Genomic DNA, 22,579 nt, shown 5'->3' with positions numbered 1-22,579 from the left:
TCATAAACTGAATATCTTGTGATAAGGTTTTGGTAAAGTTAATTTTAAAATCTTTAAAGTCACACAAAATGAACAAGACATTTAATTTACTTTTCTATGTAAAAAAAACTAAAGTCAATTCTACAGGAGAGGCTCCTATTTATTTACGAATTACAATTGATGGCAAAATATCCGAGATCAGCACAAAACGGACAGTACAGCCTTTAAAATGGAGTTCTGCGATGCGGAAAGTCAATGGCTCTTCAGAAGAAAGCAGATCGCTTAATTTTTATCTAAAAACATTTGAGCAAAAAGTTTACGAGACTTATCATGGGTTGATGAGAGATAAAGAAACAGTGACTTGTGAAGCTCTTAAAAATAAGTTATTGGGTAGAGGAGAACTCAACAGAACGCTTATTCCTATTTTTCAAGATCATAATGATCGAATGGAGAAGCTAGTAGGGAAGGAATTTGCCCAAGGGACATTAGTTCGTTATAAAACCACTATAAAGCATACCAAAGAGTTTTTGAAATGGAAGTATAATATTTCTGACATTGACATTAAAAAAATTGATTATGGTTTTCTTAACGACTTTGAATTCTTTCTTCGGACTGAAAAATCCTGCAATAATAATTCTGCTGTAAAATATATCAAGAATTTCGGAAAAATCATTCGCATCTGTCTTGCTAATGGTTGGATGGAAAGAGACCCTTTTTTGAACTACCATTCGAAGTTTGATGAAGTAACAAGAATGTTTCTCAATGAAGAGGAAATAGAGATGCTTTTGGTTAAGAATTTTAAAAACGAGAGGTTATCTTTGGTTCGTGATATTTTTTTGTTTAGTTGCTTTACGGGTCTAGCTTATATAGATACACAGCAACTTACAGAGCATAATGTCACAATAGGATTAGACAACAATAAATGGATTTTTACCAAACGCCAAAAAACCAAAACGACCTCTAATATCCCTTTGCTTTCTCAGGCAGAAAAGATTATTGAAAAATATAAAGCGAATCCAATCTGTATTAATAAAGGTAGATTACTGCCTATATTGAGTAATCAGAAAATGAATGCTTATTTAAAAGAAATCGCCGATATTTGTGGTGTAAATAAAGAGTTGACTTATCACATCGCTCGTCATACTTTTGCGACGACAATTACTCTTTCTAATGGAGTCTCAATTGAGAGTGTAAGTAAAATGCTTGGTCATAAGAGCATAAAAACCACTCAGCATTATGCTAAAATTTTGGATGCGAAAGTAAGTGCAGATATGAATGACTTGAAAATAGTGTTAGGAAACAAGGAGCAAATGAAACAAATTGGATGATTTTTATTGCCATTTTAGGTTGACGGTTTGAAAAACTTATATCCTTTCAGTCTTTTATATCTACTCATATTCCTAGTAACATTTGAGTTAGTAAATTCTTGTGTGGATTTATTAAAATTAATTAAACCAAACATATTATTTTAAAAATAATTCTAAATGCTTTTTATGAATACCTATAGAATAAATTTCAAAAGAAACGTTTTCATCTGCATCAAAGGACTTATCCCACATAAGCGCTTCCTCATTTTTTAATTTATAGGAGTAGTAAAATGAATTGATCATAATTTTCATTCCTATAACGGGAACACACGAAATTCTAATTGGTCTTTCCTTTAATTTACGTGACAAACTTAAACTCTGTTCAGAATTTTTTTCTTCAATCGTTAAATTCGGCAAACCATCCCGAAATGTAAAAGAAACTTTCATTTTCATTTTAAATATTATCGTTTTTTTAGACTTTATATGATCTGTGCCTTTGTAAGTTTTGATTTTTCATTGCTTTTTTTTAAGATATAAAGAAAAATGACAGAAGACTTACTAGCTTTTGAATTCGACCGGGATTTTTGCAATATCCAAATCTTTCGGATCCGCACCTTGTCGCATTGAAAATATAACTTCATCCTTTTTTATATGTTCAAATTCATCGTAGCTTAAATCGAATAATGATTGAAGGTTCAGATTCAATAGTTGCTCATTTTCATCAATGAAATTGTCAGAATAGATTCTAATAAATTCTTTTTTTACTATTTCGTTCACTTCAAATCTTTTGAACTTTATAAAATCTCCTTCTTTAATCCTAAATACCCTTTTTAGTATTGAAAAATCCTGAATTTCATTTTTAGAAATGAGATTGTCTCTCAAAATAAAATTTGCATAAGAGATCAGCAGATCTAAAGACTCTAATTTGATGTCTTCAATTTTTTGGATGCTATATCTTTTGAGAATGGAATTTAAGAAATTTAATTCAAAATTATCATCTAACAATTTTAAAATTTCGCAGATATATTCTTTCGAATCATTATCTGCTTCTCTTTGTACAATAAATCTGGAAAAAGAAGGTGAAAAGGTGTACATATTTCAATTTAATCTTGATTTATAATTGGTGATAACGCTATTATGGTAGTAGAAAATATACTAAAGCCGTAGCTGCTCAGTCTAAAGGAAATCTCTCCCGAGGATCTCGTTAATTATTTTTTCATTTCCTGCTCATAGGCCTAAACGAAAACTTAGTTATTAGCCCTATATGTTAACTTTTTTAGAATTTATTTGTTTCTTTTGCTCTTGTCCAGTTCTTCCTAAGAATTGGTTTTAAAAAACTTGTTTCACCATTGGATGGTTCACCTGAAAAATGACAGTTATTCTCACGGTATTCATCGTTGTTGAATTTTTTCCAACTTTGAAAAGCGGTGTCACACATTGGAAGTTTTGAATTGAATGGAATTTGCCTCCCAGTTCTAATACAAAAACCCAATACCTTTGTCAGCTGTTTAGGAATAAAGGTTTCCTTTTTAACGAAAGTATCAGTCTTAAGTTTGTTATCAAAAAAGTCAGACAATTTATCCGTTTCAATTATAGACTTTGTATAACTTCTTGAAAACCCTAACCTCGTGCTTTCAAACTTTGGTTCTTTAAGAAAAAGTAAATCGGATTGCTCTATAACCCGTTGAAAATATCCAGCGGCATCATTTTCCAAAGTGTCCAGACTGGTAAAGCTTTCCAATATTCCTTTTTATTGGTAAGTACTCCTGCTTCAATATTGTTGTCTTGCGAAAAATTGTAAAGATTCATTGAGGTCAAGATTGCTGCACTTTCATTAGCATAGTATTTTGCATGAAGTCTTTTTTCATAACGAATTTCTATATTAGGAAAGTCTTTGAAAAAATTAAAATCTTCTTGCTTCATGCTTTTTGAAAAGTCATCTTCATTTTTCCCGAATACTACAGTAATTTTAAGGTTGGGATTGTCCTTTTTGGCTTTCAATGCAGAAGCGTATCTGTCGTGAAGTTTGATGTATGGAGAGATGAGTATTATATAATCGTCAGCATATTCAAAAAGATTTTCTAATTGAGCATTTAAGTCATTTCCTGTTAAGAATGTCGCCATGTATTGTTTTTAATTACGTAATGTTCTTTAGGTTATTAGATCAAATATATAAAAAATATTTGCATTTTATGGGAGTCTAAAATGGAAATTTTTCAATTCTGATTCGGGAGAAAGGATAAAGCCATTTTGATGATAATATTAGTGATAATTGAAGTTAATAAATTTATTTGGCGTAATATATTTCCATCAATATCTTCGGAAAAAAAACATCTGAAAAAAACTTCGGAGAATAGGGGATCCCATTCCGTTCAACAGGCTTTCATTCCATGCCTTTCAGACAAAATGACCCAAGGCGCAAAAGAATGGAGTGCAGCTAAAGTTCAGTCATTAGCGGTTCGGGCTTGTTATGATGTATTTATTGTTCTTTCTCTTCAAAATTATCAAAATAGGAAAAATCTTTTGTTATGAGTCCGTTTTCAATCGTGAAAATAACGCAAATAGGTAATTCAAATTTTGAGTTGTCGGGTGCTGTACCACTTGATACAAATTCTACAATGATATGTTTGTTACCAGAAGGATAAGTTTGAATAACCTGATCGTGAAGGTCTGGAAAAACTTTATGGAGCTCGGAATATTTCTCTACAATTTGTTGTCTTGTTTGTTTTACTATTCCTTGTCCTAGTGATGGATCTTTAAAATCGGTAGTTTCAGCATACATATTAGCCATTTTTGTCCATTCGTGATTATTAAAATGTTCAAAATATTGTTTTACTATTTTTTCATTTGTAGAGGTCTCCATAGTTTTTTCTTTTGTTTGATTGTTACAGCCGATTAATATAAAAGTCAAAGTTAATAAGGATAATATTTTTCTCATAGCATCTTAAATTTGTTTGGTAAGGGCTTAATTTATTAATATTGTCGATGTTTTTTAGTCTGATTGCTTACGGTTGGGTATTTCCGCACGCGGGATAAAAATACGAAAACTTTCTACTTGTAAGAAACTTAATTAATCCCAAAAATCTTCGATAAAAATTTCGTATCCGAGTGTAGAATATATTATCGGCAGTTTCTAGTTTTGTGTATTAATTTCTTTATCAGTTTCCCCAGTATTTTCTTTTCACTATTTTTTAATGAATCATTAAAAAATATAATTCGCATTTTTTTCTTGAATAATGCAATTAAGTGGTAAACTTTGTCTCGGAATAAGTGGTGTACCTTGCGTCCGAATGGTGGTGTATTTTATTAATTAGAAATGAGAGTTTTTCAACCATTTTGAGTCCGATATAACAACTTAATCATTGCGTGCGATATTATTCTTAACAATTTCTAGTAAATCCTTTCTTGCTGCCTGCAATTGTCTTTCAAACATTTCAACAGTTTTCTTTAAAGGGTTTTTTTAAGGTGTTTTCATTGGCTACTATGTTTAATGCAGTTCGAGATAAATTGATCATAAAGAAAGCCCTTTTCCTTAAAACATTTTCTGAACTCGTGATTTTGATGTTGAACGTTTCGGTTTTGGTGAAGAAAAGGAAGTTATTATCGAAATTATATTGGTGAGCCGAACAGTATTTTACAAAATACAACAGGTGTTTTGTAAAACTGACAAAAATCAAGCTTTCCTTGTTTAGTTATTATGCTGCTTAATGACAGATTGTTACTGCGAAAAAGCGCTTCACTGTTCAATTGTAATTTCCGAATAGAGATAAAATGATCATTTTGTCCTTTTTCATATTACTATTTATAGCTACTTTCGGCATTGAAAAACTAACCTATGAAAAAACTCTACATTGGGGTATTATTTCTTTTCGCCATACTCTCGGTTTCCGCACAAGAAACCAAAACCTTGTGGCAGAAAGATATAAAATCTTCTACTCAGGATTTTCTCTCGACCATGTCCATTACTTTGGACAGGCAAATTGTACTTTCTGGAAGTGCTATTCAAAAATCAAAATTGTCGGGTGTTAGTACTAGTGGTGCAACTTCTACAAATGCAGGCTATGATTACCGTTTACTAAAACTTTCACAAGAAGGAAATATTCTTTGGGATAAACACTTTGGTGGTTCAAAACATGATTATCTCGTTTCGACTACCACGACCAGAGAAGGCGGATTCTTACTAACAGGAACGTCCTATTCCAATCAATCCCTTGATAAAAAAGATAATAATATTGGTGGTGCAGATGTTTGGTTGATCCGTCTGAATGAAGATGGCGAAGAACTGTGGCAAAAAACATTAGGAACAAAAAATAATGATGAAGCTGCGGCAGTAACCCAATCTTTAGATGAGGGTTTCTTTGTTGCCGGAAATATTAATTCTAATAAAAATTTGTTCGGTTCGAAAGATATTTTTATTTCCAAATTAGATAAAACTGGAAAACTCATCAACACCACTATTCTCGGTGGAAATGCTTTAGATGAAGTACAAGAAATGATTGCTACTCCAGATGGAGGAAGCGTTCTTTTGATGTATTCCACCTCCGGGAAAACAGAAAATAAGATTTTCAATCCTTTAGAAACAGATGAAGCGAATACTGAAAACAAAGCAGTTGATTTATTGGCATCTCTTAAACCAAAAACCGATAACCAACAATCAACAACTATTTTCGGTAAAACAGAAGAGAATTTTGGCGAGGGAGATTACTGGATTGTGAAATTAGACAAGAATGCCAATGTTGAATGGCAAAAAACGTATGGTGGAAGTGCTGATGACCATCCCAAAACCATAGTGTTTACAGACAAAGGATATTTAATTGGCGGAGAAAGCAGAAGTAACTCTTCCGGAAATAAAAGAGAGAATATTGAGGAGGGAACGGATTTGTGGTTGATCTCTTTGGATAAAAATGGAAATGAATTGTGGCAAAAAACATATAGTTTCGGAAACCGAGATGTTTTGATGAGTGCTAATGTCATTAGAAAAACCAATAAAGACAACTTTAGCGAAGACAAAGGATTTTTATTGGGTGGTTACACACAAGCAGAAGGCAAGATACAAACCGACGATGAGAAATTTTGGATGCTTTATATTAATGCAGAAGGAAAAGAAGAATGGCGCAAACATGTGGAAGGTACATCTAAAAAGAAGGAAGAACGTTTGGTATCTGCAAAATTGCAAACGGACGGAACATTTCTGTTAGCAGGAACAAGTGCAGAAGAATTAGGACAGGAAAACTGGAAAATTTTAAAACTTGGTGACAAAGATTTGGATAATCTCCTTCAGAAACAAGATATCCGTATTTACCCAAATCCTGTGGATGATTACGCTTATGTAGAAATAGGTTTTGAATTAAAAGGTGAAGCGCAAATTACGCTTCATGATATGAGTGGAAGACAAATACAAAAAATTAAAACAAAAAATAAGGTGACGAAAATTGATACTGCCGCTTTGCCGCAGGGAGTTTATATTGTGACTGCGAAGACTCCTAATAAATCCGTTAATACTAAAATTGTGAAGAAATGAAAATGTTTTTTAATATAATACTTATATTATGTCCTTTTACAATTGTTTATTCTCAATCCAGTATTTTAAATATAAAATCACCTGAAACTGCCGCTTTCGAGAGAAGTGGAAACATACCTATAAACAAATTTACAGGAGGTTTGGATTTTAATATCCCGCTATTTGACTTGAATGTGGGTGATATTTCTTCTCAAATTAATCTCTCCTATGATTCTTCAGGTTTTCTACCAGCAAAAAAATCTGGTTATGCGGGATTGAACTGGAATATCAATAATTCAGGTGTGATTTCACGAGAAATTAGGGGTGTTTCGGATGATTTTATAGGTAATGACAGCAGTGAATTACAAGGTTTTTTGGCTGCAATTAAAGTTGGAAAAACCAATCATGATATTTTTAACAATAATTATTTAGCGTCAAGTTTGCCACATACAGCCCAAGATACGTATGGAATTTATTTAGGATATCACGGTAAATATGCAGAACTTTCTTCAGATAAATATAATTTTAATTTTTGGGGGATCAGTGGTTATTTCTATATAGGAAATGATGGAAAGCCTTTAGTAACAAGCAATGATCAAAATCTGACAATAGATTTGTCAGGATATACCCAACAAAATGTAGCAGAGCAAACTGATTGTAATCCTCTAAGTTCTGTATTTGTAATTACAGATGGAAGAGGTAATAAATATCATTTTGGAGGCTCTTTTGACAATTTGGAAGTGAGCAGTTCTCTAGGCAAAGAAGCCACTGCAAATAATCCTGGAGGACTACAAACTCCAAATTTAACTATTCTTTCTTGGTATCTCTTCAAAATTGAATTAATAAGTGGTCAGCAAGTAGTTTACACTTATAATCAGGATCGATTAGGTTACGGTATCGAATCTAATTATTGCAAACAATACAACACTTTGCCTTACGTCTCTGATATGAATCAGGTCGCTTTTTCATTCGACATTCATAAATATATTAATCAAACAGTTAGTTCTGAAAAACATAAATATGAAGGATCTGTAGGTGGCTCTCATATTACAAGCAGCGGAATTTCATCAATATGGACTAGTCCATTCTGGATGTTTAACATTCGGTGGATTCAAGTAATAAATGCAACATGATCAAAATTATTTAGTTGTTCGGCAAATATTTCATTGGGCGTTTTGTACCCAAATCTTTTCCTAGGTCTATTGTTTAAAATATAAGTTACATCTTGTATTTGTTCTTTTGTGATATTTTCAAAGTTATGCTTTTTAGGAAAATATTGTCTTATTAATCCATTCAAATTTTCATTCGCTCCTCTTTCCCAACTGTGGTATGGTTTGGCAAAATAGTAGCTTATATTGAGTGCTTCTGCTATCGCTTGATGATTTGCAAATTCTTTTCCATTGTCAGAGGTTATAGTTTTGATCAGAGGTTTCCAATCTTGTAATAACTCGATGGTTTTCTTCTCAATTTCAGCAGCTTCTTTACTACCTACTTTTCCCATAAATAGTACACCAGAGGCTCTGTCATTAATAGTTAGTAAGGCTCCTTTGTGATCTTTCCCTATGACCAAATCTATTTCTAAATCTCCTAATCTATTCTTCTTTTCAACTATTGAAGGGCGCTGACTAATGTCCACTCTACCAACAATAAGACCTCTTTTGTCTTTTAAATGACCTCTTTTTTTATACTTCTTTCCCTGGGTTCGAAGATGCCGATACAATTTACCTCCTCTGCGTTTATCTTCCCAAATGTATTGGTAAATTCTTTCACCAGATACCATACTTACCTTATCAACTTTAGATCTACCCACGATCTGTTCTGGGCTATAATCCTTAATCAAATAACACAAAATATTCACTTCTATCTCTGCTGTTAATGAGCATTTTTTCCTTTTTATTTGATGCCTATTTTGAGCCTTTTTATCGGCTAATTTTGCTTTGTATGTCCCACTTCTTTGATCCGCATTTCGCTTGATTTCTCTGGAAATTACACTTTTGTCTTTGCCTACAAAGTTGGCTATTTCAGAAATGCTGATTCCAGTACTTCTATAAGTTTCTATTTGGTATCTTTGTTCCAACGTTAAATGAGCCATCTGTTTTTAGAGTTTTGCAACCCAAAGATAAGATGAAATTTTTCGCCGACTGCTGGGATAGCTTCTGTTCCTAGGAACAGAAGCTATCCCAGCAGTCTTTTATTAACCGTTGCATTTATTAATTGAATGTAAGTTCTAAAGAAAACAAAACTTAATAAAATTGCAATTTTAACTAAAAACATTTCAGATAATAAACTGACGAGCATCTACACTATCGATTTCAATTATCAAAATACTCCAGACAACTTGGCTTATAGATATGATTTCTTGGAAAGCATCGATGTTAAAAGTCAAAATCAGATTGTAAAAAAAATAAAATTTAAAATACTACCAAAAGGTACTGAATCAAAAAGATGGTTTCTAACAGAACTAGCCATTAATGATCAGAAATATACATTCAATTATAACAATGTAACTTATTTTCCTCCTGAAGCTACTTTTGGGGTGGATTTTTCGGGGTTTTGGAATGGGAAAGATGATAATAAATCCATAATTCCTGCTTACTCATTCAGTCTAAATACAGGAGACTTGACATTAACTGGGACTAATAGAGATTTTAATCCGACTTATGCGGAAGTAGGAATGATAAAAGAGATAATTTATCCAACTGGAGGGAGAACCGAAATGTTTTTTGAACCACATAAAATAAATTATAAAATAATTAGAAACTCTCAATCAAATTTTTATCCTCAGTTAACAGCTTCTAATGATAATGTTAGTGGTTTACGATTATATAAGATGATAGACAAATCTGGTTCAGGAAATGATATTATAAGAGAATATAAGTATCTTAAAAATAGAGATAATCCTTCCTTAGGCTCTTCTGGTATTTCACTTACAAACTATATTTTTTTTAAATATGCAAAATATAGAACAACGCTTCCAAACTCCATAACGGATAAAGAAACATTTACTGAGTTTGGATCAAATATAGAGCAAAGTATATTTTCGAAACCTAATGTTGAGTATAATAAAGTTCAGGAATATGTAAATGGCAGTCTTTTCAAGGAATATGTCTTTAGCAATTATTTTTCCTATCCTAATTATTTAGATTCAGATCCAATGGCAAATAATATTATTTTGTGGAGACCCTATAATAGCAATTTCGGAATTGGGAATTATATGAAAAATATAGATACGCAATTTATTGATGAAAGTGGTAAGCGTGGAAAGTTACTCGAAGAAAATTTCTTTGCTGATAATATAGAAGTCAAGAAAATATCTACCGAGTATGTCACCCTCAACAACAAACCGTATTGTAAAAACTTTAATGAAAACAATTCTTTGGTATATAAATGCGGTAATACATCAAATGACTATGTCACTGATGCCAGCATAATTGGAGGCAACTGGGTACAGAAAAGGAGAATCGATGTGAAGCCCTTTGTTAAATTTTCTACAATAATAGAAGATTATTTACCAAATGGAAATATTTTCACTAACACTTTATATCGATATGATGATAATACTACTCTTAACATGTCAGGAGCAGAATCGTCATACTTTCCAGAAGAAATAAGTAAAATATCATACAAATATTCAACAACATACAATGATTTGAAATTAATTAATAACAATATTTTGGCTCCCGTATTAGAAACAATCAGAAGCAAGGATATATGGAAATCAACTTCTTTTTTGAATTATGTTACCTCTCGAACAAAAACGGAATATACAAACCCTACTAATTTTTTTCCGAGTTCGTTTATCTCATATAGTATAGACTCTAATATCCCTGTGGAAAGTATAATCTATGATTTTTATGATAATAATGGTAATCTCCTACAATACACTACAAAATCAGGCACTCCAACAGCAATCATCTGGGGTTACAACCAAACCCAACCAATTGCAAAAATAGAAGGAGCGACTTATTCGCAAGTTTCAGCATTAGCCGCAGCAATTATTACGGCTTCAGATTACGGAAGCCCACACTATTCCGAATCAACCCTAATAGATAAACTCGATACCTTTAGAATTAGTTTGCCTCATTACCAGATTTCGACTTATACCTACAAACCACTAATCGGTGTAACCAGTATCACTCCGCCAAGTGGAATTAGAGAAATATATAAATATGATTCCTCTAACAGATTAGAGTCAGTGCAAAATACAGATGGTGAAATTCTGAAAGAATATTCTTATAATTATGCTCCGAGTAAATATTTTAATATTGAAAAAAGCCAGACATTTACTCGTAATAATTGTGGGTCAAATTATATAGGAACAACTTATAATTACATTGTTCCTGATGGAAAATATTCTTCTATAGTTAGCCAAGCTGATGCGGATCAAAAAGCACAGAATGATATTGATACTAATGGTCAGAATACCACTAACAAGAATGGAAGTTGTAGACCAGCTGTTAGCTGTTACGTATCAACAACGCCATTCTCAGGAGGCGGAGGGGTACTAGAAACAGATGTAAATTATAAGGCTACTATTTCATTTAATACAGGATCAAATTCAGTCGATTTTCCATGGACAATAGGCGTGAAAATTGGAACTATACAAGGAATTTGTAAACCTTTAACAGATCACAACTCGTACAATGGACAGATGTATTATACAATTAAAACTAATGGTGATATTATTATAAGATCTCATAATGGTAATTATCCAAATAACAAGTCTTTTCAAAATCTATTATTTTATTTCCCGAAAAATTAATTAAAGATGAAAAAAACTTTATCATTATTTTGTTTGTTACTGTTATCGAATTTTGCTATTGCCCAAAATACTACACCGCCTACCGGAATTTCGATAAATGAAAACTATGTTTTCAGTAGGACTTATTTAGAACCTACTGCATCAAGTAATACAAGTACAAAGCAAATACAGTCAGTCACTTATTTTGATGGGTTAGGTCGCCCAAAACAAAGCATAGCCATAAAAGCATCATATACAGGAAAAGATATTGTTTCTCATATTGAATATGATGGATTTGGGAGGCAAGTTTTAGATCACCTTCCTGTTCCACAATTGGGAACTTTAAACGGTGCCATTGTTCCAAATCCTTTGGCTAATGCAACTACTCCAAATATTTATGGCTCAGAAAAAATCTATTCCAGAAAATCTTTAGAAAATTCTCCATTAAATAGAATAGACAGTTTGTTTCAAGTCGGCTCGGCTTGGGCAAACAAACCTGTAACTTTTAAGTATGAAGTTAACGACGCACTTGATGCGGTTATTAATTTTACTATCACAGCCACGCCAGTTCCATGGACAAATAATGCTACTTTTTCTAATTTAATAAAAGGAAGTAATTATGCAGATGCGATGTTGTATAAAAATACAGTAAAAGATGAAGATGGCAATGAAACCATAGAATTCAAAAACGGAGAACGACAGACGGTTTTAGTAAGAAAGAATGACGGAGTTAATCAAGTTGATACTTACTATGTTTACAACGAATACAATCAATTAGCTTTTGTTGTTTCACCTTTAGCAGTTCAGGCAATTGAAGCCTCTGCAATACCAACAACTCTTTACACGTTAACAGACCCTATTTTAAATGATCTTTGCTACCAATATCGCTATGACGGAAGAGGAAGATTAGTAGAGAAAAAACTCCCTGGAAAAGGCTGGGAATATATGGTCTATGACAAACAAGACCGTCTGGTTTTAACCCAAGATGCCAATTTAGCAGGAACTAACAATAATTTCAAAGCAAAAGGCTGGCTTTTCACAAAATATGATCAGTTTGGAAGAGTCGTTTATACAGGTTTCTTTAAAAATACAGCAACCCGCTCTACCATGCAGACTGCCCTAAATAATATGAATGGATCTAATAATGAAGTGCGAGTATCAACTGCTTCTACTATTTTACAGGGATTGCAATTATTCTATACTAAGAATGCTTTTCCGACAGGGAGCATGACTTTGCTTTCAGTCAATTATTACGATAGTTATCCTACAGGAACACCATATCCCACAGGCAACGCTATTCAGGGAACCCCGATTCTGGAAGATATTTTTCCTGCTGGAGTAAATCAATCCACCCAATCTCTGTCCCTCGCTTCTTTTGTTAAAAACATCGAAGATGATAACTGGACAAAAAATTATAGTTTCTACGATAGAAAAGGAAGAGTTATTGGAAGTCATTCAATCAATCATCTTGGCGGTTATACCAAAACAGAAAGTATCCTCGATTTTACCGGCGTTCCACAGAATATATTTACAGACCATAAAAGGTTGCATAGCGACACTGAAGTAAAAATTGAAGAAACGTTTTCTTACGACCACCAAAACCGTCTTTTGGTTCACAAGCATCAGGTAAACAACCAATCACCTGAAATATTGGCAGAAAATACGTACAATGAAATCGGGCAGTTGGATTATAAGAAAGTAGGCAATAACATTCAGAAAATCAATTATGCCTACAATATCCGTGGCTGGATGACGAAAATTAACGATCCTTCAAACCTTGGGAATAAACTCTTTGCTTACGAAATCAGATATGATAACCCTACAAATTCTGTTATTACACCTAAAAAGTTCAATGGAAATATCTCAGAAGTAGATTGGATTACTTCCAATGATCAATCTCTGAGAAGATATAGCTATACATATGATAAATTAAATAGACTTTTAGGAGCCACCTATCAGAAACCCAATGAGGTTATTCCCCTTACTAAAGCCTATAATGAAGAGCTCTCCTATGATGCAAACGGTAATATCCTAACGTTAAAAAGATATGGTGGTATCGATTATTTTAAAGCTCAGAAAATTGATGATTTAACTTACAAGTACAGTGGTAATCAGTTACACAGTGTTACGGATTCCTCTACGAATTACTTAGGATACCCTGATATTTCAGGAAATACGATAGGGAGCGACTCCAATGGTAATATGACCAACAATAAAGATAAAGGTATTAATTTAATAGAGTACAATTATTCTAATCTTATAACTGGATTACTTTTTGAAGAAACTTATATTCCTAACCCTTATTCTCGACCCGTAAATGTACGTACAAATTATCGATACGATTCCAATGGCACAAAACTAAGGAAAACTAGATATACAGGATTAAAGTCGAGTATTGGAAAAACTATAGAAATTACAGATTATTTAAATGGTTTTCATTATTTAGCAGTCACAACAGATGACGGAAGTAATAACATCCATATTAGTCCCCCTACTTTACAATTCATACCTACTGCAGAAGGTTATTATGATTTTATAAAAAATACGTACATTTACAACTATACCGATCATCTCGGAAATATAAGGTTAAGTTACTATAAAAACAGCGCAGGAGCTCTTACCATCGATACTGAAAGCAATTATTATCCTTTTGGCTTAAAACATGAAGGTTATAATGAAAACCAATCTACAGCTACTTACAACTACAAGTACAACGGAAAGGAGTTACAGGAAACCGGAATGTATGATTATGGGGCGAGGATGTATATGCCGGATATTGGCAGATGGGGAACACAAGATATATTAGCAGAAACTTCCAGACGATTCAGTCCCTATACTTATGTAAATAATAATCCAATATTTTTTACAGATCCAACAGGAATGATAGCAGATGGCTGTCCTGGTGGTAAATGTCCTGAAGGTGTTGACGATGTTAAAACACTTCCTAGCGGTGAAAATGAAGTCCAAATACAGGAAGTTGTTTTACAAGGGAAGAAAAAAGAAGCAAATCCTTATTTGCGAGGAGACTGTTTTTTGTGTACTGATAAAGGTTTTGCACAATATCACGGTGGACAAACGCGTGCTGAATATAATTTTCAACGTCAATCTTCACTTTGGAATGGTCCACAGCCGGGAGGAGCGGCTGTAATGATGATGGGAAGTGATCTTCTTGGAATAGGAGATGTTGCGGGAATTCTGTTTAATAATTGGTTCGAAGAACTAGAACCTGATGAGCAAAAAGGAGCGCTTTTATTAGGAGGAGCTGCTTTAATCATAACAAAAAACACCAAAATTGCAGGTGCGGAAGCAAAAGCAATTATGGGAGTAGAGAAAGCAGAAGCTAAAGGTGTTTTTACCGTTACAAGAGATGGGGTTGTGTTACCAAAAGATTTAAAGATTCCTAGTAATTTAGTTGAAAACCCATTTAGAACGTCGTCTTATGGGGAGATTCAAAATGGTAAATTTATTGAAAAACTAAGAATTGATCCTGCAACTATGCCAGGAAAAAAAGGACCGAACGTTAGTCATTTTCATATAAATGGCAGTGGAAAACATATTTTTGATAATGCAAAATGGCCAAAATGATAAATTTTAACACTATAGAGTGGCACGATGCTGTGCTTAAAGAAATCTTCATCGATCGTAAAAATCCGGGAGATAATGACACACTTGTTTTGAATATTGAATTTCAAGATGGATGTTTAAAAAGCGTAATTTTCGAGGATGTTTATTGGTCTTGTCTTAATTTAAATTTTGGGGTAATTGCCGAAGAAGCTATACTTGAAGCATATACAGGAGGAAAAGAGAATCAAGATTTAAAAACAATATATGGTAAATGGAAGGGTCATTTAGATGATATTGACTTGAATATATATATATTTAATTTAAATTCTACAGATAGTGTAATTAAAATCATTGCAAAAAATTTTGATATACTTTAATCACTAATGAATGATAATAGTATTTTCGGATGCTTTGTTAAAACGACTGCCGATGGAACTGTTGATGTCGATGAACAAGCTTTAGTTTTTGAAAAAGGAAAACTTTTTAGAGCCTATGTTTTTGGAGAAAAAGGAATAAATAATCAATTAAAAAAAAGCAGAAAATACAAATTATGGTAAAGATTTAGTATTAATTTTATTCGAATTTTATGTATATCTCTTACAGGATTTAGAGCCAATAGATTACCGCAAGAAGGAAAAATCCGTAGGTATTCCAATTGTTATAAACGATAAGAATTTTTTTAGCAAGTCAGATGATGAGCGTTATATATTTTTAAAAGAATCTATTTTAGAAAAAATTGATTTACTTGCAGAATTTGTAAAGAAGAAGAAATTTGATACAGATACTGAACTGTTAAAAAAAGATTTATTAAGACTTTTATAAGGTTCCGTCTAATACCAACAAATTCCAATATTCCATTCCTAAACTTGCGTAAACGCATTATTAATAGGGGTTTATAAACCGGTAAATTCTTTAAAAGAAAAAATAAAAACCACCTTCTTCGGGGTGGTTTTACAAATAATGTCCGTAAGCAGAAAGAATAAAAACGGTTTGGTTTTCTACTTCGTAAATGAGTCTGTATTCTTTGTTTATTCTTCGAGACCAAAGGCCAGAAAGATTGTGTTTTAAAGGTTCGGGTTTGCCAGTTCCTGTAAAAGGATATTCTACAAGTTCTTCAAAAAACACCAATATTTTGTTTAATACCGCTTTGTTTCCTGCTTTTTTATGAGTAGCTAAACTATGAAAAGATTAGAAGAAACCAAAGTAGTATTACAGCAATGCTCTGATCGATATTATGAAGCAATTGGGAAGTAAAATAAAAAAACCTCTAACACAATTTAGGTTTGCTGAAAAAAAACTCCGAAGTCAGAAACTTCGGCGAATAGGTTTATTTGTCTTTCATACATACAATAAATCTCCAACTCTCATCAGAATTTATTTATCTAATTCATCATAGTATTCTTCAAAATCAAAAAGTATATCAAAGATTTCTCTGGGATGTACTCGTAAACCCGTTGCAATTTCTATCAATGTTGTTAATTGATAATCTATTTTATTATTAGCTGCGTCACTTACTCGTGCTTCCGTGAGATTACATTTTTCAGCAATCTTGGAATATGGAACTTTTCCTTTTATTTCCTTAATTTTTTGAGCAACTAATGCTTTAATCTCATCGGTTTTAAACTCGTTCATAATTGCATATTTATTGCAATTTGAGTGTAATTAGTAAAATTTCCATTACCGAATTCGGTAATGTCGAAATAATTTATTATATTTGTCTCAAGATTACAAACAAAAATGTAATTTTGCGATACTTCAAAGAATATAGAAGCATTCGCTTAGAATCTCGAACAGAAAACTGGTAATTTTTAGACAACGAGAGGATAAGCAAGATGCTCACGACCTAGGCGTGGGCTCTCTTATCGTTGTCAGGTATACCAGTACCTCTGTTCGGTAAGTTGAGACCCACGCTGTTTTGTATTCAGATTTCTCAATTCCCTAAGCTATGCTTTCTATAACAATATAGTAGAACGACACTTACAGTGGTTGCGTAACCATTGTGGCTTAATTGCTTCACGGGAAATAAGATTACATAATCAACATCTTCAATGCTCTAAAATCATGAACAGAGGCATTCTCTACTTCAACGACAGCTCTTAAAAAGCAAATCTTCATATCAATACTCTTTCAAAGGATTGGTCTTTAGCGGGAAAGTGAATCCACTGTAAAAGTGTTTCTACACGCTTTCCCCTAAGGCAGTCCGATCAATTTTGGTGGGTGAGCGAAGCCGAAGCCAAAAGGAGCTAATCTGTCTGGCTATTTTAGGAAGGGTCACCTAAAAAAATTACCAGAAGATCCTTCTGGGATGCTTCATGGTTCCCCCTAGGATACTTCATGAGGAGTTCATGAGGAATTCATGAAAAGTATTTGAGAATTTCACTGCAAAAGAGCAGTTCAGATAAATGGTATGATAATACAAACTAAAATCTTTTTTTATAATAATTCATTATAGAACGAGACATTCATATCAATAATTTTAAAGGATAGTTTTAGCGGGAGAGTGACTCTTCTTCATAAGTTTCTACAGGCTTTCCCCTAAAGCAATTCTATCATATTTGTTGGCTGAGGAAGCCGAAGCCAAAAGAATAGAAACATTAAAAAAAAAACAGTGCTTAATTGAAGTGTTCACGAATACTCCACGAAGAGTTCATGAAAACAGTTAAAGAATTTTACACTAATTAAAAAATCGGTTTAAAAAGAATGAAAAAAGCTTCTATTTCTAACCCAAATAACTCTTAGGTCAGCCATTTTTTCTAAAAGACTGAATTTTATCAATTGATTAAAAATTGATCAAACATAATAATTAAAAATTTAAATCCTATGACTTGATAGTTACCACCTAAAAAAAGCCCTTTCCCCACCAGTTTTGGCGACCTCGGGAAAAGAGCATGAATAGTAATTAATCTTAATTAAAAACCTTTACAAAATTATGAAAAATTTTCTTTTGCAGAAAGGATTAGTGATAATCTTTGCTCTATTATTCTGCAATTTTTTAATCCTAATCCCTGCTCAGACACTGGCGAATCCATCATTAATTCACAAATTTGAACCTCTACAAATTGGCGATACCATTCCTCACGAGATATGGGATTTGCCTTTCGAAACAGTAAATTCTTCTATTCCTGTTGAGAAACTCCAAATGGACAAGGATAAATTGCTTATTATCGCCTTCTGGGCAAGTTCTTGTTCATCTTCTGCACTATCCGTCGCTGAAACTTTACGTCTTCAAAAAGAGTTCAATAGTAAATTTGCTATTGTTCCTGTTTCAAAAGAAAGTACCTCATCACTTAATGAATATTTTCACAAATCAAATGTGGAAAAAGTAACGAGGATGAGTACCATAAGTAATGATCGGGTCCTTCATGAACTTTTTCCGCATTTTGGCGTACCCTTTCTCATTTGGATTAAGGACGGTAAACTCATTAATACTACCGATATGGGGCAGCTTTCTGAAAAAACTGTTAATGAAATTTTGACAAGTAGTCCTTCTTCCTTGCAGACTGTGGTGCAATTAAATTCAGATAAACCTATTTTCCTCAGTAGTGATTTTTATTCCTATCATCAAAATGTCAATTTACAGCACTATTCGATATTACTGAAAGGTATTGTAAAAGGTTTAGGTGGTGGCGGGACTTTACGCGAAAATGATAAAGGAATAATAAATGGGAGATTGTTCAGTAATCAGACACTAGGGTCCATCTATTTTTCGTTGGGTTTTGATGTTTTTCGTCAAAGGAAAGAGACGCTTTTTAATGAAAAAAGAATGATTTTTAAAATGGAAAATACACAAGGAGTAATGCCTGATAGCAGTAACCACAGGTTTTACGAAGACAATCTTTATAGCTACGACATTTTAGTTCCTGAAAATGAGAAGGACAAACTTAATGACTATATCATCCAAGATCTCAACCGATATACTGAGTATAACATTCAATTCGAAAATAGGTTAACAGACTGTTTAGTGCTTGTAAGAACCTCCAATAAAGATAAAATAAAAACCAAAGCAGGCAAGAAAATAATCACCTTTTATCAAAAGCCAGCAGTTATACAAAATGCTAAGTTGGCAACATTAACCAATCTTCTTAATAGTGAAAAAGATATTAGTTATCCGATTATTGATGAAACTGGTTATACAGATAATATTGATTTGAAAATTTCTTCCACTTCAGATATATTGGCTTTAAACGAAGATCTCCAACAGTATGATCTGAATCTGGTTAAAGTCAAAAGAAATCTATTAATGATGGTTATTAGAAAAAAATAAAACTACACAGAGTAATTAACTTAAAACTTCATAATATGAGAAAAATAAGATGGATTATTTTATTGGTATCCAGTACATTCATATTTGCGCAACAAAATGTGAGCGGAATAATACTAAATGAGAAAACAAAAGTACCTCTTGCAGGTGTTGCTGTAGTGATTTCCCCTTTAGGTTCCGTTATACTGACAGATAATAGGGGACAGTTTTCCTTTCAATTAACTTCGGAGACTTCTGAACTTACCATTTCAGCTAAAGGATTTGAAACCAAATCTGTTCAGGTGAAACAACCAATAACTGAAACAATGAAAATCTACTTAGTTTCAGGGATTTACGAAATTGAAGCTGTAAATATACAGACAGGGTACCAGCATATCCCGAAGGAGCGATCTACGGGTTCTTTTTCCTCGGTTAATAATAATTTACTAAATCAGCAAGTTTCTACCGATATTTTAGGCCGATTGGCAGGAGTTGCTAATGGTATAATGGTTGACAATGGTACCTCGCAAGGAAAAAACCAGATTATGGTTAGGGGTTTAAGTACTATTAAAGGACCTAAAATGCCATTAATAGTGGTCGATAATTTCCCTTATGAAGGGGATTTAGGGAATATAAATCCTAACATTGTAGAAAGCATTACCGTGTTGAAGGATGCTTCGGCGGCGAGTATATGGGGAGCTCGTGCGGCGAATGGGGTTATTGTAATTACAACTAAATCCGCAGGAATGAATAAACCATTTACTGTAAATTTTGGAATGAATACAACAATGACTACAAAACCAGATTTAGATGCGGTAAGACAAATTTCATCTACAGATTTTATAGAGTTGGAAAAAGAGTTATTTACACGTGGATTTTACAATTCAGATATAAACTCATCAAAAAAAATCGTCATTTCTCCAGTAATCGAATTACTAAATAGTGCAAAAAAAGGACTTATATCTCAAGAGGAAGCAAATAGGCAGATTGATGAATTCAAAAAGTATGATTTACGAGATGAATTTAAAAAACACATGTATCAAAGCGCTATTAATAATCAATACTTTGTCGATTTTTCTGGTGGGAGTTCGAAACTCTCTTGGATTACTTCGTTGGGTTACGATGATAATGAAGGCAATCTTGGTGAAAAATACGACCGACTAAATGCTAATGTAAAGAATGTTTGGAAGCCAAATGATCGGTTTACTTTTTCTTCAGGGTTTATTTTTACAAATACATCTTTACAGAGTGGTCGGTTGGCTTACGGAAATTTAAATATGAAAAGTGGCAACGCAGCACCTTATGTTCAGTTAGCGGACGATATGGGTAATGCCTTACCAGTTTTTTCAACATTTAGCCAACGTTTTAAAAATTCTTTTTCAGAAGGAAAGTTATTGGATTGGAATTATTATCCCTTGACAGATTGGGAATATAACACCACCAAAACTAAGAATACCGAGGTGATTTTAAATACAGGAATAAATTATCGTATTATCAAAGGACTTGATGCAGACATGAAATACCAATATCAGAGAAATTCAGGCTTTTCTGATGTGTTATTCGGAGAAGATGGTTATTATAGCCGAAATCTTATCAATAGTTTTACACAAATTAATCAGGATGGAACAATAAAATATGGTATTCCCAAAGGTAGTATTTTTGATAAAAGCAATGTATTATCAACTATTAATAATCTTAGAGGCCAACTTAATTTTAACCATAAATATGAAAAAAGCCAAATTTCGGCAATACTAGGTACTGAAATACGATCTGCTGAGGCTTATTCATCTAAAAACCGCTATTTCGGGTTTAATGATAGCGATCTTACTTTTTCAACTATAGATTATAGCAACGCGTTCCCTTTCATTACTGGAGGCAATTCTACCATATCAAACAATGATGGATTAGGCAATACTGCAAGAAGATTTGTATCTGCATATGGTAATGCTGCTTATACATTTGATAATCGCTATACCATTTCTGGAAGCGCAAGAAGAGATGCAAGTAATTTATTCGGATTGAACTCACGAGATCAATGGAATCCGTTTTGGTCGGTGGGATTAGCATGGAATATTGCGAACGAAAAATTTTATAATTATACGGGACTACCAAATGTTAAGTTAAGAGGTTCTTATGGTTTTAATGGAAATATAGATCCATCAATGGTTGCAGTTTCTACGATTCTTTACGTTTCTCCGTCTTCAATTTATACAGGTACACCGACCGCAAGATTTGATAATTACTATAATCCAAACTTAAGATGGGAGACTGTTCGGATGATAAATATAGGACTAGATTTTGCATCACAAAACAATAGAATTTCAGGATCTCTAGATTACTTTCAAAAAAAAGGAGCAAACCTTTTCGGGCAAGCTCCTATGGATTATACTACAGGAATTCTTTCCCTTCTTTGGAATGTAGCCGGAATTAAAGGAAATGGTCTTGATTTAGAATTAAAGACCCTAAATATTGATCAGGCATTTAAGTGGAATACAATATTAAATTTCAGCAGGTTCAAAGATGAGGTAACCCATTATTATATTAATACTACTTTTGCCAGGCAATTTGTGTCGCCTACAGTTACAGTGTCTGGAGTTGAAGGATTACCGATATATTCTATTTTTGCATATAAATGGGCTGGTTTAAACCCAATTACAGGTGATCCTCAGGGTTTTTTAGATGGAGAAGTAAGTAAAGAATATAATAAAATTATGAATTCGGATATCAAGGATCTTAAATATTTCGGTTCTGCTATTCCAAGAACTTATGGCTCCTTTATCAATTCATTTTCATATAAGAATGTAAGTTTAGATGTTGGAATTCTTTATAAGTTTGATTATTGGTTTCGTAAACGCTCAATCAATTATACAAGTTTATATAGGGATTGGCTAGGACATAGTGACTACTCATTTCGTTGGCAAACTCCTGGTGATGAATTGAACACGAATGTGCCATCAAACAGTTTTGTAGCAAACGCTAACAGAGATAATTTTTATGCTGGTTCTGAGGTGCTCGTTGAAAAAGGAGACCACATACGTCTGCAATACATTAATCTTTCCTATAATATTTCTAGCAGCTCCCAATGGTCATTGCCATTTAAAGAAGTCAAATTGTATATTAATGCATCCAACTTAGGTCTATTATGGAAAGCGAATAAAAGCGGTATTGATCCAGATTATAATTTGGGTAATTATACACTCATTAACCCTTCAACCTTTTCTTTTGGCATAAAAACAAAATTTTAAATT

17 protein-coding genes are annotated in these 22,579 nt (G+C 33.0%); 9 read left to right on the top strand and 8 right to left on the bottom strand.

The features are described 5' to 3' along the window. The first annotated feature begins 68 nt into the window (after nt 1-68). Nucleotides 69-1,307, top strand: a complete 1,239-nt coding sequence (locus Q73A0000_RS07355; RefSeq protein WP_193813407.1) for a site-specific integrase — start codon at nt 69-71, stop codon at nt 1,305-1,307. 135 nt (nt 1,308-1,442) lie between these two features. Here Q73A0000_RS07355 and Q73A0000_RS07350 read toward each other — a convergent pair whose 3' ends face one another. The 5 genes from Q73A0000_RS07350 to Q73A0000_RS07330 all read right to left on the bottom strand — a co-directional run bounded on the left by Q73A0000_RS07350 (nt 1,443) and on the right by Q73A0000_RS07330 (nt 4,224). Continuing rightward, entirely contained in the window at nt 1,443-1,739 is a 297-nt protein-coding gene (locus tag Q73A0000_RS07350) for a hypothetical protein (RefSeq protein ID WP_193813406.1), read from the bottom strand. A 105-nt stretch (nt 1,740-1,844) separates the two neighbouring features. Further along, a complete protein-coding gene (locus tag Q73A0000_RS07345; protein ID WP_193813405.1) occupies nt 1,845-2,381 on the bottom strand; it encodes a hypothetical protein in 537 nt (178 codons plus the stop codon). A 181-nt stretch (nt 2,382-2,562) separates the two neighbouring features. Continuing rightward, nucleotides 2,563-3,027: a hypothetical protein gene (locus tag Q73A0000_RS07340; protein WP_193813404.1), complete on the bottom strand. Its 465-nt coding sequence runs from the start codon at nt 3,025-3,027 to the stop codon at nt 2,563-2,565. Continuing rightward, a complete protein-coding gene (locus Q73A0000_RS07335; protein ID WP_193813403.1) occupies nt 2,961-3,410 on the bottom strand; it encodes a phospholipase D family protein in 450 nt (149 codons plus the stop codon). The genes Q73A0000_RS07340 and Q73A0000_RS07335 overlap by 67 nt, the downstream gene beginning before the upstream one ends. Before the next feature lie 355 nt (nt 3,411-3,765). After that, complete coding sequence (locus tag Q73A0000_RS07330; RefSeq protein WP_193813402.1) at nt 3,766-4,224, bottom strand: nuclear transport factor 2 family protein; 459 nt, start codon at nt 4,222-4,224, stop codon at nt 3,766-3,768. Nucleotides 4,225-5,121: 897 nt separating this feature from the next. Between Q73A0000_RS07330 and Q73A0000_RS07325 the strand changes: the two genes are divergently transcribed. Further along, nucleotides 5,122-6,807 (top strand): T9SS type A sorting domain-containing protein, encoded by a 1,686-nt coding sequence (locus Q73A0000_RS07325; RefSeq protein ID WP_193813401.1) that lies wholly within the window; start codon nt 5,122-5,124, stop codon nt 6,805-6,807. After that, on the top strand, nt 6,804-7,919 hold the full coding sequence (locus Q73A0000_RS07320) for a hypothetical protein (protein ID WP_193813400.1): 1,116 nt from the start codon (nt 6,804-6,806) through the stop codon (nt 7,917-7,919). Before Q73A0000_RS07325 ends, Q73A0000_RS07320 begins: the two co-directional genes overlap by 4 nt. On the opposite strand, the gene Q73A0000_RS07315 is transcribed toward Q73A0000_RS07320, so the two are convergent. Then, the gene (locus Q73A0000_RS07315; RefSeq protein ID WP_193810852.1) at nt 7,898-8,878 is read right to left on the bottom strand and encodes an IS30 family transposase; all 981 of its coding nucleotides are present in this window, start codon (nt 8,876-8,878) and stop codon (nt 7,898-7,900) included. The genes Q73A0000_RS07320 and Q73A0000_RS07315 overlap by 22 nt on opposite strands. Before the next feature lie 267 nt (nt 8,879-9,145). Here Q73A0000_RS07315 and Q73A0000_RS07310 point away from each other — a divergent pair, with 267 nt between their 5' ends. Genes Q73A0000_RS07310 through Q73A0000_RS07295 form a run of 4 tightly spaced genes read left to right on the top strand, consistent with a single transcriptional unit; the run spans nt 9,146 to nt 15,648 of the window. Then, nucleotides 9,146-11,548: a DUF5977 domain-containing protein gene (locus Q73A0000_RS07310; protein WP_208458814.1), complete on the top strand. Its 2,403-nt coding sequence runs from the start codon at nt 9,146-9,148 to the stop codon at nt 11,546-11,548. A 6-nt stretch (nt 11,549-11,554) separates the two neighbouring features. Beyond that, nucleotides 11,555-15,112 (top strand): DUF6443 domain-containing protein, encoded by a 3,558-nt coding sequence (locus Q73A0000_RS07305; protein ID WP_193813398.1) that lies wholly within the window; start codon nt 11,555-11,557, stop codon nt 15,110-15,112. Continuing rightward, nucleotides 15,109-15,468, top strand: a complete 360-nt coding sequence (locus Q73A0000_RS07300; RefSeq protein ID WP_193813397.1) for a hypothetical protein — start codon at nt 15,109-15,111, stop codon at nt 15,466-15,468. Before Q73A0000_RS07305 ends, Q73A0000_RS07300 begins: the two co-directional genes overlap by 4 nt. A 6-nt stretch (nt 15,469-15,474) precedes the next feature. After that, the gene (locus Q73A0000_RS07295) at nt 15,475-15,648 is read left to right on the top strand and encodes a hypothetical protein (RefSeq protein ID WP_193813396.1); all 174 of its coding nucleotides are present in this window, start codon (nt 15,475-15,477) and stop codon (nt 15,646-15,648) included. Nucleotides 15,649-16,042: 394 nt separating this feature from the next. Here the strand turns inward: Q73A0000_RS07295 and Q73A0000_RS07290 are convergent, their stop codons facing one another. Beyond that, a complete protein-coding gene (locus Q73A0000_RS07290) occupies nt 16,043-16,216 on the bottom strand; it encodes a Txe/YoeB family addiction module toxin (protein WP_244140838.1) in 174 nt (57 codons plus the stop codon). 249 nt (nt 16,217-16,465) lie between these two features. After that, nucleotides 16,466-16,723 (bottom strand): hypothetical protein, encoded by a 258-nt coding sequence (locus Q73A0000_RS07285; protein ID WP_193813395.1) that lies wholly within the window; start codon nt 16,721-16,723, stop codon nt 16,466-16,468. Nucleotides 16,724-18,020: 1,297 nt separating this feature from the next. Here Q73A0000_RS07285 and Q73A0000_RS07280 point away from each other — a divergent pair. Continuing rightward, nucleotides 18,021-19,355: a hypothetical protein gene (locus Q73A0000_RS07280; protein WP_193813394.1), complete on the top strand. Its 1,335-nt coding sequence runs from the start codon at nt 18,021-18,023 to the stop codon at nt 19,353-19,355. A 35-nt stretch (nt 19,356-19,390) separates the two neighbouring features. Further along, nucleotides 19,391-22,576, top strand: coding sequence for a SusC/RagA family TonB-linked outer membrane protein (locus tag Q73A0000_RS07275; protein WP_193813393.1), 3,186 nt, complete (start codon nt 19,391-19,393; stop codon nt 22,574-22,576). Nucleotides 22,577-22,579: the final 3 nt, after the last annotated feature.

It is taken from the genome of Kaistella flava (ex Peng et al. 2021) (genome assembly GCF_015191005.1).
Taxonomy (GTDB): Bacteria; Bacteroidota; Bacteroidia; order Flavobacteriales; family Weeksellaceae; genus Kaistella; species Kaistella flava.
Note: the sequence above shows the minus strand (reverse complement) of the source record. Positions and strands in the feature narration are given on the sequence as shown.